This is a genomic window from Pseudomonas putida, from assembly GCF_025905425.1.
GTDB lineage: Bacteria > Pseudomonadota > Gammaproteobacteria > Pseudomonadales > Pseudomonadaceae > Aquipseudomonas > Aquipseudomonas putida_AF.
Map to the genome: position 1 here is coordinate 3,818,195 of NZ_CP109603.1, position 13,297 is coordinate 3,831,491.

A 13,297-nucleotide genomic window follows, 5' to 3' on the forward strand; every position below is an offset into this window, starting at 1 on the left:
TCACACCATGAAACCGTACCTGTTTCTTATTGCACTCCTGACAATGTTGGCCGGTTGCGACCAAGCGCCAACAGGCGAGGTAACGCCAGCGCAAAAGTCGGCAAATATCCTGCGCCTGAGTGACGCCACTGAAGTGCTCCTCAGGGGCACCCATCAGAAATCGCACAAGAAGCCGAACAGCGCGGGGTTCATGAGCATGCATGAGTTTGTGTATGCCGGCGTTGACAAGATCGCTGAAAATGACGTTTACGCCGTTCTGAAAAACAACGGGTACACGCGCAAGATCATCCTCAACGACGCACGCCAATTCAAAGTGCAGTATTACAAAAAGTCGCTGCCGCCGATCGGGGCGATATTTGTTACCCGTACCAAGGATGACGGGCACGAAACCCTCGCCAGTATTTATTGGCAGGAGAAATGATGAACGCTCGCCGCACAGTTGCGCACACGGTTTCGGTTTAGCATGAAACTCCAGCAACAGATAAAAGCCACTATCGGCTGGTGCATTTCCCTGGGCGTGAAATTCGTCAAGGTCGTGCCGATCATTACCGGGCTGGTGCAAATCAGTACCTTGGCGAGCCAGATATTTCTATTGCTGGCCTTCTTTCTGCCCCTTAAAGTCATCATTCTGCTAGGGTCCGAAAAAACGCCTGCCTATTTTCCTTCGATCCTGCATGCGCTGGAGAAGGATCATCTGATCTATGCGTTGACGGCCGCGGCGGCCCTTTCGTATATCGCCTATCTTCTGGCCGAACTGGCGACCGCACTGCTGTGCCGCAAAGGCACGCAGAGACTCCTCGCTCGCACCTCCAAGCTCAATTTGTTCGAGAATCAGGAAAAAATTGCTACCAATGCCTACTCTCGCTTTAACCGAGCGATGGCAGGTGGCGTCTTTTTTGGCCTGAGCACGGTGGCACTGGCCTTTGTATACCCGAGCCTGCTGCTGGCGATTTTCGCGTATCTGGCCATAGCATCGACCATCTGCGTCCTGGCATACAACCACATAAAGAGCATTCGAGAGCGCTTCCATCAGCACTACAGCCCTATTCTGAATGCCTTGGCGGCAACAGGCTTTCTGCTAAGTTTCTTCTTTCTGGTGACTGACTTCCTGTACTTCCAGCACACCAAGATTTTCAACGCTGTCATTGCCGTTCTGATCATGCGCCAGGGCTTGCAGAGGCTGTCGGGCATGATGCTGGACGTGATTGGCCTGCGTATTCAGCATCGGCAGGTCAATGCGCTGTTCTATCAGTCTCAGCCCCTCATCGAGCTGCGCCCGCAAAGCAATGGGTTGGACTACATTCTTGAGGCAGAAAACCGAGACAAGTGGGTCCGGGCACTGCTGCAAAAACTCAAGGCCGAGGCGGTCGAAAGCTATCAGATGCATTGGCACCAGGTGGGCTTTACCGATATCTATGCCTTTACCCTGCAGTTTAGCGATGGGCCGGTTGAACACAGCCTGCTGGTCAAGGTGTTTGGCAATAACATTTCGTCTTCCGCCCTGCAGGAAAGAACACTGCTGACCACACAACGCGGATTGCCGGTATTACCCTTTGTAGGCCACTACAAGGTCAGCGATATCGACTGCCATGTGTATCGCTTTGAAGCGGCTGACAAGCTGGCCGGTCGGCAGATTGGGGAAGGCATACTGGGCGTGGCACAGAAGCTGATGCTGCTGGAGCCCGCTGCCGCGCTCATTGCACAATTCACCCGCACGCGCCTGTACCTCGAACAGCGCCTGGATGAAGCCATGATCAGCTCACTTCGCCTGGCCTGTATCAATGATGACGACACCCAACGTGTCGAACGCATCATCAGTAACCTGCCCTCCATTACCCGGCAACTGGCCGAGCTGCCTCGCCAGATCGTGCCGCTGGATATCACCAACAACACACTACTGGCGTCCCCCACCTCCGGCTTTGTCCTCAGCCACTGGAGTAACTGGCGTATTGAAGCGATTGGCTGCAGTTGGCCAATCACTCAAAAAGACGCGCTTTTTGAAACGCTCAGTTCTGGCGACCAGCGCCCGGCACTTGCTGGCGCCGAGCAGCAAAAGGTCTGGCTGGCCGCACTGATGTACATGCTGGAACGACATATTGTGCGAAAAGACTATTCGGCAGCCCTTGCATTGACACCTGAAATCGTCAGCTGCATCGAGATTTTTGATACACCCACAGCGGTAGAGGGCGCGACGCAATGACGAAAGTCTCGATGATTGTATGGAATGAATTCCTCAACGACGCGCGTGTGATGAAGGAAGCTCAAACGCTTCAACGGGCGGGTTATCAAGTTCGAGTGTTCGCACTGCACACCCCTGGCGTCACCCAACAGCAGGTGGTTCTGGACGATGGCATAGAAGTGGTTCGCGTCGCCCGCTCGCCCTTGTGGAAACTGCGTAAGAAGAACCTGCAACCGGCCATGAAAGCCAGCGGCGAATCGCATCAGTCCGCGCCTGTAAAACCCAGCTTGAAACTGCTCGTTCTAAGAGCCATTTCACGCGGGTGGACGCACCTCGCGCTGCTGTTCAAGATGCTGGAGTACCGGGCAACAGTGGTGCACTCGCATGATGTCAACACCCTCCCCACTGCCTGGCTTGCGGCAAAACTGTCGCGCGCTAAGCTGGTGTACGACGCACACGAAATCAGCACAAGCCGAGAAGGCTACAATAGCCTGAGAAAGGTCGTAGGGTTTGTAGAAAAACGGCTGATGCCTTCGGCAAATGGCACGATCACCACAACCGACGCACGCGCCAAGTATTTCGCTCGCGCCTACGGCGTGGAGCGGCCATTGGTTTTACAAAACCGCCCCAGGCTGATCGAAAGCCCACCCTCAAACCGTATTCGAGATGAACTCGGCCTTGCTGAACCGTGGCCGATCGTGCTCTATCAGGGTGGTTTACAGCAAGGCCGCGGCCTGGAAAAGCTGGTCCGCACCGCGCAGCATGTGCCTGATTGTTACTTCGTGCTGATCGGCGGAGGCCGGCTGACCCAACCGCTGATGCAATTGGCGCAAGAACTGAACCTGCAGCACAAAGTGCACTTCATTCCAACGGTGGCGCTGGCCGAGCTGCCGAGCTATACGGCATCTGCTGACGTGGGCGTACAGCCCATTGAAAACACCTGCCTCAATCATTACACCACCGACTCGAACAAACTCTTCGAATATGTGATTGCCGGCCTACCGGTGATCGCAACTGACTTCCCTGAAATCCGCAGGATTGTCAGGAACAATGACATCGGCCTGCTGGTGCCGGCAAATAATGAGCAGGCCCTCGGCACCACGATCATTCAACTGCTGGAAGACCGCGCGCTGCGCGCACACTTCGCCAGCAACGCCAGGAAGACGGCTCAAAACTTGAATTGGGAAAGCCAGGAAAAGTGTTTAGTTGATCTCTACGAGCGGGTGTTACTCACCCCCGCTCACACCAGGTGACCCCGGCCGTGAAAACACGCATTCTCTTTTTGAGCTTTTACTACCCGCCGGATCTGTCGGCGGGCTCCTTCCGTGCTGAGGCATTGGTAAAAGCACTCTTGGAGAATGTCGGCGACCATGTGGAAATCGATGTAATCACCACACAGCCCAATCGATACCATACGTTCAAGACCAGTGCCTCCAGCTTTGAACAATCACCTAGCCTGACGGTGCGACGACTCGCAGTGCCTGCGCACAAAAGTGGCTTCATAGACCAGGCGTTTTCGTTCGGCTCGTTTGCCTACCAAGTGTGCAAAGTTGCCAAAAGCAAACACTACGACCTGATCTTTGCCACGTCCTCGCGCCTGATGACAGCCTCGTTGGGCGCTTACATCTCTCGAAGAACAGGCACCAAGCTGTACCTGGATATTCGCGATATTTTTGTCGATACCCTGCAAGGGGTACTACCGCCCGCCCTCGGTAAAATAGCGTCTATGGTGTTTTCATCCATTGAAGCTACCACCATCCGACAGGCTGACAAAGTTAATCTTATTTCACCTGGATTTACGCCGTACTTTAACAAGCGCTACCCCGACAAGGTATTCACCTTGCATACCAACGGGATCGATGAGCTTTTCCTGACCCCACCTCCCGCTCCGGCCGTCACGCCAAACCTGCCGGCACTGCCGCGCCGACTGAAGATTGTATACGCCGGCAATATTGGCACCGGGCAAGGCCTTCACCTGATTGTTCCGCAACTGGCCAAGCACCTGGAGGGTGAAGCGGACTTTCATCTGATCGGGTCTGGCGGCGCCATTGAACGGCTTAAAAAAGCACTTGCCCGCGAGCAGGTGACAAACGTCTACCTTGCGCCCCCGATGAAGCGTGACTCTTTGCTGAAGCTTTATCGTGAGGCTGATGTACTGTTCTTGCATTTGAATGACATGAAGGCGTTCCGTCGGGTGTTGCCGTCCAAGCTGTTCGAATATGCAGCCACACAGAAGCCGATTCTGGCTGGCTTGTCTGGGTACCCCGGTCGCTTTGCCAGCAGACGCATTCACAATACGGCTGTGTTCAACCCCTGTGACCTCGAAGCCGCCATCAAATCATTCAGGAGCCTGGAACTCGGCCCCACAGCTCGAAATGATTTCATACAAAAATATTCGCGAACAGCTATCAAAAGGAGGATGGCCTTCGACTTGCTGACAACATCACCCAAGCACTCGAAGTTCGAGCAGACTGAATAGTCACCCGCCGATAAGTTTGCTAGAATTCAGATTTTGCATCTACATTAACGAACCCAAGGTCTAACGCTTAACATGAAAAAAATCACCTACGTCGCGGTTTTGTCCTGCCTGCTCGCTCTGGGCGGCTGCAATGAAGAAAAAGGGACTGACATCCAACTTCCTTCCGGCGAAAAGCTGACGCTCCAAGGTAACATGACTAAAAATGCTACCAAGCCTATCGAAAACGGTACACTGAAAACCTTCGACATCCAGTACAACCTGGCTCAGGCTGAAGCCAAGGCCAAAGTGGACGAGCGTTTCAAGGCACTGGGCTACGTCGCTGCCGAACAGCCAAACACCGGGTCGACTACGCTCAAGGTTCACTACATGAAGAAAAACTCGCCTACCATTGGCGTGTTGATCAACGACAAGAACCCGGCGCTGGTCAGCATTTACTGGCAGGAAAAGCAGCAATAATAGCCTGCTGATTAAATGAAATCCTGCAGGTGGCAGGCATCAATATTCCCATTGCAGATGAAATCTCAATGGGAATATTTTTGAGTTGAATAATATCCCTTCCGCCTCAAATTGCATCCGAGGCACCTTCAAGGCACGAATAAGGAATTTTCCTACAAAAACCTTATCACCTTGAACCTTCAAACAGGTGACAATCATCACTCGGCACGCCTACTGAGACTACCGAAGCTCAACCTAATACAACGGCCAAAAGCTTCACAGTGCGCAAGCGCCCGCCCTACAAAACAGGCTAATTAGCGCTAGTAGCTTGCCGCTACACCACCGCAAACATCAAAAACTACCCCCATGGAAGCCAGGTAGCACAGCACATGAAAATACATTATGAAACACTAACACAGGACTGGTTCGACAAAGCCTTAAGCACAGGGCCCCACAAATCAGGCTGGATTCCGAAACACCACCTTGACCTTTTTAGGCCGTGGCCCGAAAAGTACGTCAACCACTATCATCAACCATTTAACCCCTTTGCATTTGCGATTAATGCGTGCGCACTGGCAACTTCATGCAAAACGCATGGCGCCCTTAAAACCATACTCGACCAAATTGACTATCTCGACCTAGCGGCAAGCAGTTACACTGAAACCATTGGTAACCATACCTACATCAGAAACGACTTTGATTTCCCCATGTACTGGGCCACCATGAAAAAGCCTTTTTATGGCGCCTTTATGAATGCCTACACTGCGTACGGCTACATCAAGCTGCACGAAGCCACCGGTGACGACAAGTACTTCAATAAGGCGCTCAAATTAATAACGACCCTAACCTCGAAAGACGCACAAATACAACTCTCCAATCGTGATTCCGACGGAGATTTTTGGCTCTACGAATATGTGTTCACCCCACAAGAAACTGAATTAAATTATCTCAAAGACATCGGCACTGAGATCCAAGAAGACGGCAGAATGCGTTTTCGCGTTTTCAACGGCCACATTGCCGCGATTTTCGCATTAATGAAATTCAGAAAGCACACCAGCATGAGCTTTGTTGATGAAGCGATTGAGCAGTCCATTCTGACCATGTCCAAAAACTTAAATTTACAACTTTTTAAGCAAAAATATTTTTCTTACTCAATTGAGGCCGCTGTGTTACCGGATTACGGACAGAAGAGAGCTGTCCATCTGGCCAAACACCTTGCCGAAGCAACAGACGACAAAACTCTGAAGCTCACTCATGAGGCGTTTGATACTTTTTACAACGAGTCCCTGAAGGCGTGTGAACAAGAAATCTATCAGGCGGGGAGAAAATCAGCACTGGACCTCTACACCCCACTGAAAGCATGAGCCTATGCATTCGACGTTCTCATGGCACCGGCAAGGCCCCTTAAGACATACTGCCAAGCGCCATGAATTCACCCGATAATAAAAATAACTATTTACTTAGTATTAACACCGACTCTACTGCGGCAATCTTGATCAACAGTGCAACCGCACACAATGCCGCAGAGTCAATCATGCGCCGGTTGGTGACGGCGAGTACCGCGTCCTCTTCTGCAAACCCGAGCAATGGCGAATACCATGATGCCGGGCCCTACATAGCTCTCCGCGCCTGTCATGGCTCTCTGACACTCACAGCACGATAGCGCGGGCACCTACCAAATTGTAGAACGCCTCTCGTTTTTACTCAGTTCGACCAGCGCAACCAAGCGCTCAGCGTTTTTGTAGAGACGAGCGCGTTGCATTCCTCGCCCAGCTATGGATAATGAATTTTCAATGACATACACATGGCATTCGCTGGAGCATTTATGTTCACCCCTACAATGAGCGCTGGCCGTTCGGCAGTGCGCGCAGCTCGCACGCACAAGCTGCCCATTCGCCATTGCAGGGAATTATTGAACTTATGGCCATGCTTATTATGCAATGTTGACCATAGCATCAGTACAAAAGGCTGGCATAAATAGTGATCAAGAACTTACTGATCTACGGTAGCTGCGTATCTAGAGATATATTCAACCTCAAGGAAAGCCGTAACTTTAAGTTAACGGGCTATTTCGCAAGATCCTCGATGGCTTCCTTGTGCAGTGAACCCTATAACAACACAGCCGCTTTAAATCGAATTCCCTCGGCTTTCCAGCGCCGCATGGTGGCCTATGACTTCTCCAAAGAACTTATAACGTCGGCGCATGCACTCGCCAAAGCACACACTGTCTTAATTGACTTGATCGATGAAAGATTTGATCTTATAGCGTTACCGACAGGGCACATCATCACCTACTCAAGCGAGCTCACTGCAAGCGGCCTGCTAGACGAGAAAGGCGCTCAAGGTTTTAGAGTAATCCCGCATGGCTCTGATGAACATCGAGCACTCTGGCTGCAAGGCATGCACCTGCTTTTCGAGGCACTAAAGAACCACAACAAGCTAGACCGCGTCATTGTAAACAAGGTATTTTGGGCATCAAAATTCGAGCAAGAAAGCGACTCAAGCTTCCCTGTCACTTCTGCGGCAGTCGACAAGGCCAACCGTGAGCTTGAATGGATGTACGAACAACTCGGCAACGAACTAGATGACAGTCAGTTCTTGCACTTCGAGCCCGAACTCCTAACAGCTGATGCATTTCACCGCTGGGGCGCTTCTCCGTTCCATTATTGCGAACGGTATTATCAAGAAGCTTTATCGCAGATTAATTCCAAACAAAAAGTGGAAGGCGAAATGGATATGCCAAACACGACCTTTGGCACTGACTCGCCTCCGGTTTCTTCCGGGGTGAAGCTTTCGGTAGCGGCTTATCGCACCGAGCGAGAAGTCTTTGCTCACTGTTCTTTGATCCTCGATGGAAGAATCTGTGACAGCGGTAACTTTGCTTTCTATCTCTTAAATGATGGCAATCGCCATGACGCTCGCTGGTACGACGCGTCAGAAAGCGCGCGTTTCCTTGTACCTAACCAACCTGGCGAGCTGACCGTTGTGGCGTTCTACAAAGACGATGAAGACAAAACAATCACATTGAAATGTGATGTATTGCCATTGACCTTATCCTGAATAGAGCAATGCGTTAGATCACATGTGGAACCTGCCAGCAAGCGCCTATCACTTAGGCTGGCAGGTTTCATTACACTTACGGATCCAGCACTTGCGCCCTTCGCGGTCTGTACATCAAAGCGGAGTCTCAAATCCCGCTCAATACACCGTATCCTGCACCAACCGCTTCAAATACTGCCCATACCCATTCTTAGCCAACGGCTCAGCCAGCTTCAACAACTGCTCCGCCCCAATCCACCCTTGGCGGAACGATACCTCCTCCGGGCACGCCACTTTCAACCCCTGCCGACGCTCAATGGTAGCGATATACCCACTGGCCTCCAGCAACGAGTCGTGCGTGCCTGTATCCAGCCAGGCATACCCCCGCCCCATGATCTCCACCGACAACCGGTTCTGCTCCAGATACACACGGTTCAGGTCGGTAATCTCCAGCTCACCGCGCGCAGACGGCTTGATGCCTTTGGCGATCTCGACCACGTCTTTGTCGTAGAAGTACAGGCCGGTCACGGCATAGCTGGACTTCGGCTGGGTGGGCTTCTCTTCCAGGCTGATCGCTTTGCCCTGCGCGTCGAACTCGACCACGCCGTAACGCTCGGGGTCGTGCACATGGTAGGCAAAAACGCTGGCGCCTTCGCCGCGTTCCATGGCATTGCGCAGCAGCTGCTGGAAGTCATGGCCATAATAGATGTTGTCACCCAGCACCAGCGCCGACAGGTCGTTGCCGATGAAGCTTTCACCAATCAGGAACGCCTGTGCCAGGCCGTCCGGGGAGGCTTGCACGGCGTAGGTGATGTTGATGCCCCACTGGTGGCCATCGCCCAGCAACTGCTCGAAGCGCGGGGTGTCTTGCGGGGTGGAAATGATCAGGATGTCACGAATGCCCGCCAGCATCAGCGTGGTGAGCGGGTAGTAGATCATCGGTTTGTCGTAGACCGGCAGCAACTGCTTGGAAATTGCCAACGTCGCAGGGTGCAGACGAGTACCCGACCCGCCTGCCAGGATGATGCCTTTACGGTTCATGTTGTTCATTTCTCGTTTATTTCCGTAAGCATGCGAGCCACACCCAGGCGCCAATCAGGCAGCGTCAGGGCAAAAGCTTTCTGCAGTTTATTGATATCAAGACGTGAGTTCGCCGGGCGCTTGGCCGGGGTCGGGTAGGCGTCGGTGGTCAATGGGTTGACCTGTTCGGCAGCGACTTTCAGGGGTACGCCGAGGGCTGACGCCTGCGCCAGGACGAAACGGGCATAGCCGCACCACGTGGTTTCACCGGCAGCGGCCAGGTGGTACACGCCGGCCAGACTGGGGTCACGCAGGGTTGCAGTGATGGCGTGGGCAGTCACGTCTGCGATCAGCTCCGCGCCCGTCGGGGCGCCAAACTGGTCATCGATCACGCCCAGGCTGTCCCTTTCAGCGGCGAGGCGCAGCATGGTGCGGGCAAAATTGTTGCCGCGTGCGGCGTATACCCAGCAGGTGCGGAATATCAAATGGGCGCAGCCAGAGGCCTGGATCGCCCGTTCGCCTGCCAGCTTGCTCTCGCCATAGGCATTGACTGGGCCAACGGTATCTTCTTCGCGCCAAGCCTCGGTCCCCGTGCCTGGGAACACGTAGTCGGTGGAGTAATGCACCAGCAGCGCGCCGCACTCGGCCGCAGCCTGCGCCAGCACTTCAACCGCCTCAGCATTGACCTTGAACGCCAGCTCGCGATCCGACTCGGCCTTGTCCACTGCGGTATAGGCCGCGGCGTTGACGATTACATCAGGCGCATAGCGGCGGACGGTCTCGGCCAACCCTGCCAAGTTCGACAGATCACCGCAGTATTCCTGGCTTCTGGCGTTAAGCGCCAGCAAGTGCCCGAGTGGGGCCAGACTGCGCTGCAATTCCCAGCCGACTTGGCCGTCCATGCCAAGCAGGAGAATCTTCATACGGTGCGCCCTGCGTAGTTTTTTTCGACCCAGTCACGGTAATTGCCGGACTGTACGTTTTCTACCCACTCCTGGTTGGCGAGGTACCATTGGACGGTCTTGCGAATACCAGTTTCGAAGGTTTCGGCTGGTTTCCAGCCGAGTTCGCGCTCAAGTTTGCGGGCATCGATGGCATAGCGGCGGTCATGCCCGGGGCGGTCGGTGACGTAGGTGATCTGTTCGGCGTAGCGCTTGCCGTCCGCGCGGGGGCGCAACTCATCCAGCAGCGCGCATACGCAGTTGACGATTTCCAGGTTTGGCTTCTCGTTCCAGCCACCCACGTTGTACACCTCGCCGGTCTGCCCTGCCTCGAGTACACGGCGAATGGCACTGCAATGGTCCTTCACGTACAACCAGTCGCGAATCTGCTGGCCATCGCCGTACACCGGCAGTGGTTTACCGCCCAGAGCGTTGACGATCATCAGCGGAATGAGCTTTTCCGGGAAGTGGTACGGGCCATAGTTGTTCGAGCAGTTGGTGGTCAGTACTGGCAGGCCGTAGGTGTGGTGGTAGGAGCGCACCAGGTGGTCGCTTGCCGCCTTGCTCGCCGAATAAGGGCTGTTCGGTTGGTACTGATGGGTTTCGGTGAACGCCGGTTCGTCTGCAGACAGCGAGCCGTACACTTCATCGGTGGAAACGTGCAGAAAGCGAAATGCCGCCCGCGCTTCGTCATTTAGCCCTTTCCAGTAGCCGCGCACCGCCTCGAGCAGACGGAAAGTGCCAACAATGTTGGTTTCTATGAAGTCTTCAGGGCCGTGAATCGAGCGGTCGACATGGGACTCGGCTGCGAAGTTGACGATGGCCCGGGGTTGATGATCCTTCAGCAGCTGCTCCACCAGCGCCGAGTCACCAATATCACCGTGCACGAAGATATGCCGCTCATCACCTTGCAGGCTGCTCAAGGTTTGCAGGTTGCCCGCATAGGTGAGCTTGTCGAGGTTGACCACAGGCTCATTGCCGTTGGCGAGCCAGTCCAGGACAAAGTTCGCACCGATAAAGCCAGCACCACCCGTTACAAGAATAGTCATCGTTCCGTTCTTCCCAATATCCGCTGACAAACTTCGCAGTGTGTGAAGTTCGTCTGTCTAGCGCCGCACTGTCGGCAACGCTTGTTGTATTTTCACGCGTAGCGCTTGGCCCGTGCTCAGGGCTCCAGGCGCCGACGCTGATACAGCCAGTCGACGATCTCGCCGCCGGGTGAATAACCACTGACGGTATCCCTCAGCAACTGGCGTACCGTCTTGAAGTCTTCGTCAGCCGTCGCTGCCTTCAACGCGTCCAGGCGCTGCTTGAGCACATCCCAGGAAAGGTAGTCCTCATTTGCGCTCATGATCATCGGATGGCGCGTAGCAATCACGTTCTCGCCGATCAGCAGCTCTTCATACAGTTTCTCGCCAGGACGCAAGCCTGTGAAGGTGATGGAGATATCCCCCAACGGGTTGCGTTCCGAGCGAATACTGAAACCTGACAGGTGAATCATCTTTTCTGCCAGTTCGACAATTTTCACCGGCTCGCCCATGTCCAGAACGAAGACATCGCCACCCTGCCCCATCGAGCCTGCCTGGATCACCAGTTGCGCAGCCTCGGGGATGGTCATGAAGTAGCGGGTGATCTTCGGGTGAGTCACGGTCAGCGGCCCACCGGCCTTGATCTGTTTGTGGAACAACGGGATGACAGAGCCGGAAGAGCCCAGCACGTTACCGAAGCGCACCATGGTGAAGCGGGTCTTGTTGACCTGCGAGACGTTCCCGGCGTCGCCCATGAGCACGGGGGCCAACTCCCGGCTCAAGGCCTGCAGTACCATTTCGGCAAGGCGCTTGGTACTGCCCATCACATTGGTCGGCCGCACGGCCTTGTCGGTAGAAATCAGCACAAAGTTGGCCACGCCGGCCTGCAAGGCCGCCTGAGCGGTATACAAGGTGCCAAAGACATTGTTCGCCAGGCCTTCGGCAATGTTGTGCTCGACCATGGGTACGTGTTTGTAGGCCGCCGCGTGGTACACCGTATCGACCTGCCAGGCCCGCATGATATCGAGCATCCTCGCCTGGTCGCGGACCGACCCCAATATCGGGATCAACTGTACTGACAACCCCTCTCGGACGATGCGCTGCTCAAGTTCACTGGCGATGCTGTAGAGGTTGAATTCGCTGTGCTCGAACAGCAGCAAGATACGCGGCGTCTGCCCCAGGATTTGCCGGCACAGCTCGGAGCCGATCGAGCCACCGGCACCGGTCACCATCACTGTCTGGTCGATGATGCAGTGCTGCAACAGATCGCCTTGCGCAGGCACCGCATCGCGCCCCAGCAAGTCGGCGATGTCCACTTCCTGGATATCGTCCACTTTGACCCGGCCGCTGGCCAGGTCCATGAAGCCGGGCACACTGCGTACGTGCAGCGGGTAGCCTTCGAGCAGGTTGAGGATTTCGCGGCGGCGGCTGCGGCTGACCGAGGGCAGCGCCAGCAGAACCTCTTCGGCGCCGGTGTCGTCGATCATGCGTTGCAACTGCTGCGGCTGGTACACCTGCAGGCCGGCAATGACCCGGTCGGTGATGCTGGCATCATCGTCGATAAACGCGACCGGGCGCATGGCTTTACCCATGCGCAGGGCGGCCACCAGCTGGTTACCGGCCGAGCCGGCGCCGTAGATGGCAACCCGTGGCAGGCCGTCGTCGCGGTTGGCAAAAGGCACATGCTGCACCGCGGTGGCAAACCAGTCACCGAGGAAGTACTGGCGCATGGCCAGGCGCAGGCCACCGACCATGATCAGGCTCAACCACCAATAGTTGAAGGTGATGGAGCGCGGCACCACGTTCTGGTGGTTGCTGGCCCAGTAGATGATAAAGCCCAGAATCAGCGCTGACAGGGTCACGGCCTTGATGATCGCGATCAGCGCGTCATTGCCGAAATAGCGCATTACCGCTCTGTACAGTCCAAAGCGGATGAACAGCGGGATCGAGATGAGCGGCGCGGTGACGAACAACCAGGTGTGGTCACGGACAGGGTTGGCCAGGTCATCGATACCCAGGCGCACAACGAACGCCAGCCACAGCGCGAACCAGACCAGCACGACATCGGTCGCTACCTGAATCAGCCGTTTATGGCGTCGAGGCAGTCCCAGCAGTCTTGAGCGCAGCTTATCCATAGAACCTCTGAGTGCATTCCAAAGTGACATCTCTAACGCCT

Annotated in this window: 11 protein-coding genes; 7 read left to right on the plus strand and 4 right to left on the minus strand. The window is 54.8% G+C overall.

Annotated elements, in window-relative coordinates:
* Positions 1 to 7 precede the first annotated feature (7 nt).
* From OGV19_RS17010 to OGV19_RS17040, 7 genes are all read left to right on the plus strand, one after another.
* Positions 8 to 421 (plus strand): hypothetical protein, encoded by a 414-nt coding sequence (locus tag OGV19_RS17010; RefSeq protein WP_264309818.1) that lies wholly within the window; start codon positions 8 to 10, stop codon positions 419 to 421.
* Between the two features lie 42 nt (positions 422 to 463).
* Entirely contained in the window at positions 464 to 2,200 is a 1,737-nt protein-coding gene (locus OGV19_RS17015) for a hypothetical protein (protein ID WP_264309819.1), read from the plus strand.
* On the plus strand, positions 2,197 to 3,432 hold the full coding sequence (locus OGV19_RS17020) for a glycosyltransferase family 4 protein (protein ID WP_264309820.1): 1,236 nt from the start codon (positions 2,197 to 2,199) through the stop codon (positions 3,430 to 3,432). Before OGV19_RS17015 ends, OGV19_RS17020 begins: the two co-directional genes overlap by 4 nt.
* 8 nt (positions 3,433 to 3,440) lie before the next feature.
* Positions 3,441 to 4,658: a glycosyltransferase family 4 protein gene (locus tag OGV19_RS17025; protein WP_264309821.1), complete on the plus strand. Its 1,218-nt coding sequence runs from the start codon at positions 3,441 to 3,443 to the stop codon at positions 4,656 to 4,658.
* 72 nt (positions 4,659 to 4,730) lie between these two features.
* Complete coding sequence (locus tag OGV19_RS17030; protein WP_264309822.1) at positions 4,731 to 5,114, plus strand: hypothetical protein; 384 nt, start codon at positions 4,731 to 4,733, stop codon at positions 5,112 to 5,114.
* A 368-nt stretch (positions 5,115 to 5,482) separates the two neighbouring features.
* Positions 5,483 to 6,457 (plus strand): hypothetical protein, encoded by a 975-nt coding sequence (locus OGV19_RS17035; RefSeq protein WP_264309823.1) that lies wholly within the window; start codon positions 5,483 to 5,485, stop codon positions 6,455 to 6,457.
* Between the two features lie 616 nt (positions 6,458 to 7,073).
* Positions 7,074 to 8,153 carry a DUF6270 domain-containing protein gene (locus tag OGV19_RS17040; RefSeq protein WP_264309824.1) on the plus strand — a complete coding sequence of 360 codons (1,080 nt, stop codon included), beginning with the start codon at positions 7,074 to 7,076 and terminating at the stop codon, positions 8,151 to 8,153.
* Positions 8,154 to 8,291: 138 nt separating this feature from the next.
* On the opposite strand, the gene rfbA is transcribed toward OGV19_RS17040, so the two are convergent.
* The 4 genes from rfbA to OGV19_RS17060 all read right to left on the minus strand — a co-directional run bounded on the left by rfbA (position 8,292) and on the right by OGV19_RS17060 (position 13,256).
* Positions 8,292 to 9,173, minus strand: coding sequence for a glucose-1-phosphate thymidylyltransferase RfbA (gene rfbA / locus OGV19_RS17045; RefSeq protein ID WP_264313960.1), 882 nt, complete (start codon positions 9,171 to 9,173; stop codon positions 8,292 to 8,294).
* A 5-nt stretch (positions 9,174 to 9,178) separates the two neighbouring features.
* On the minus strand, positions 9,179 to 10,075 hold the full coding sequence (gene rfbD / locus OGV19_RS17050) for a dTDP-4-dehydrorhamnose reductase (protein WP_264309825.1): 897 nt from the start codon (positions 10,073 to 10,075) through the stop codon (positions 9,179 to 9,181).
* The gene (gene rfbB / locus OGV19_RS17055; protein WP_264309826.1) at positions 10,072 to 11,142 is read right to left on the minus strand and encodes a dTDP-glucose 4,6-dehydratase; all 1,071 of its coding nucleotides are present in this window, start codon (positions 11,140 to 11,142) and stop codon (positions 10,072 to 10,074) included. Before rfbB ends, rfbD begins: the two co-directional genes overlap by 4 nt.
* A gap of 116 nt (positions 11,143 to 11,258) precedes the next feature.
* Positions 11,259 to 13,256 carry a polysaccharide biosynthesis protein gene (locus tag OGV19_RS17060; protein ID WP_264309827.1) on the minus strand — a complete coding sequence of 666 codons (1,998 nt, stop codon included), beginning with the start codon at positions 13,254 to 13,256 and terminating at the stop codon, positions 11,259 to 11,261.
* Positions 13,257 to 13,297 lie beyond the last annotated feature (41 nt).

Coding starts and splice junctions, on each gene's coding strand:
- OGV19_RS17010 (WP_264309818.1), top strand. CDS start 8: ATGAAACCGTACCTGTTTCTTATTGCACTCCTGACAATGTTGGCCGGT.
- OGV19_RS17015 (WP_264309819.1), top strand. CDS start 464: ATGAAACTCCAGCAACAGATAAAAGCCACTATCGGCTGGTGCATTTCC.
- OGV19_RS17020 (WP_264309820.1), top strand. CDS start 2,197: ATGACGAAAGTCTCGATGATTGTATGGAATGAATTCCTCAACGACGCG.
- OGV19_RS17030 (WP_264309822.1), top strand. CDS start 4,731: ATGAAAAAAATCACCTACGTCGCGGTTTTGTCCTGCCTGCTCGCTCTG.
- OGV19_RS17035 (WP_264309823.1), top strand. CDS start 5,483: ATGAAAATACATTATGAAACACTAACACAGGACTGGTTCGACAAAGCC.
- rfbA (WP_264313960.1), bottom strand. CDS start 9,173: ATGAACCGTAAAGGCATCATCCTGGCAGGCGGGTCGGGTACTCGTCTG.
- rfbD (WP_264309825.1), bottom strand. CDS start 10,075: ATGAAGATTCTCCTGCTTGGCATGGACGGCCAAGTCGGCTGGGAATTG.
- rfbB (WP_264309826.1), bottom strand. CDS start 11,142: ATGACTATTCTTGTAACGGGTGGTGCTGGCTTTATCGGTGCGAACTTT.
- OGV19_RS17060 (WP_264309827.1), bottom strand. CDS start 13,256: ATGGATAAGCTGCGCTCAAGACTGCTGGGACTGCCTCGACGCCATAAA.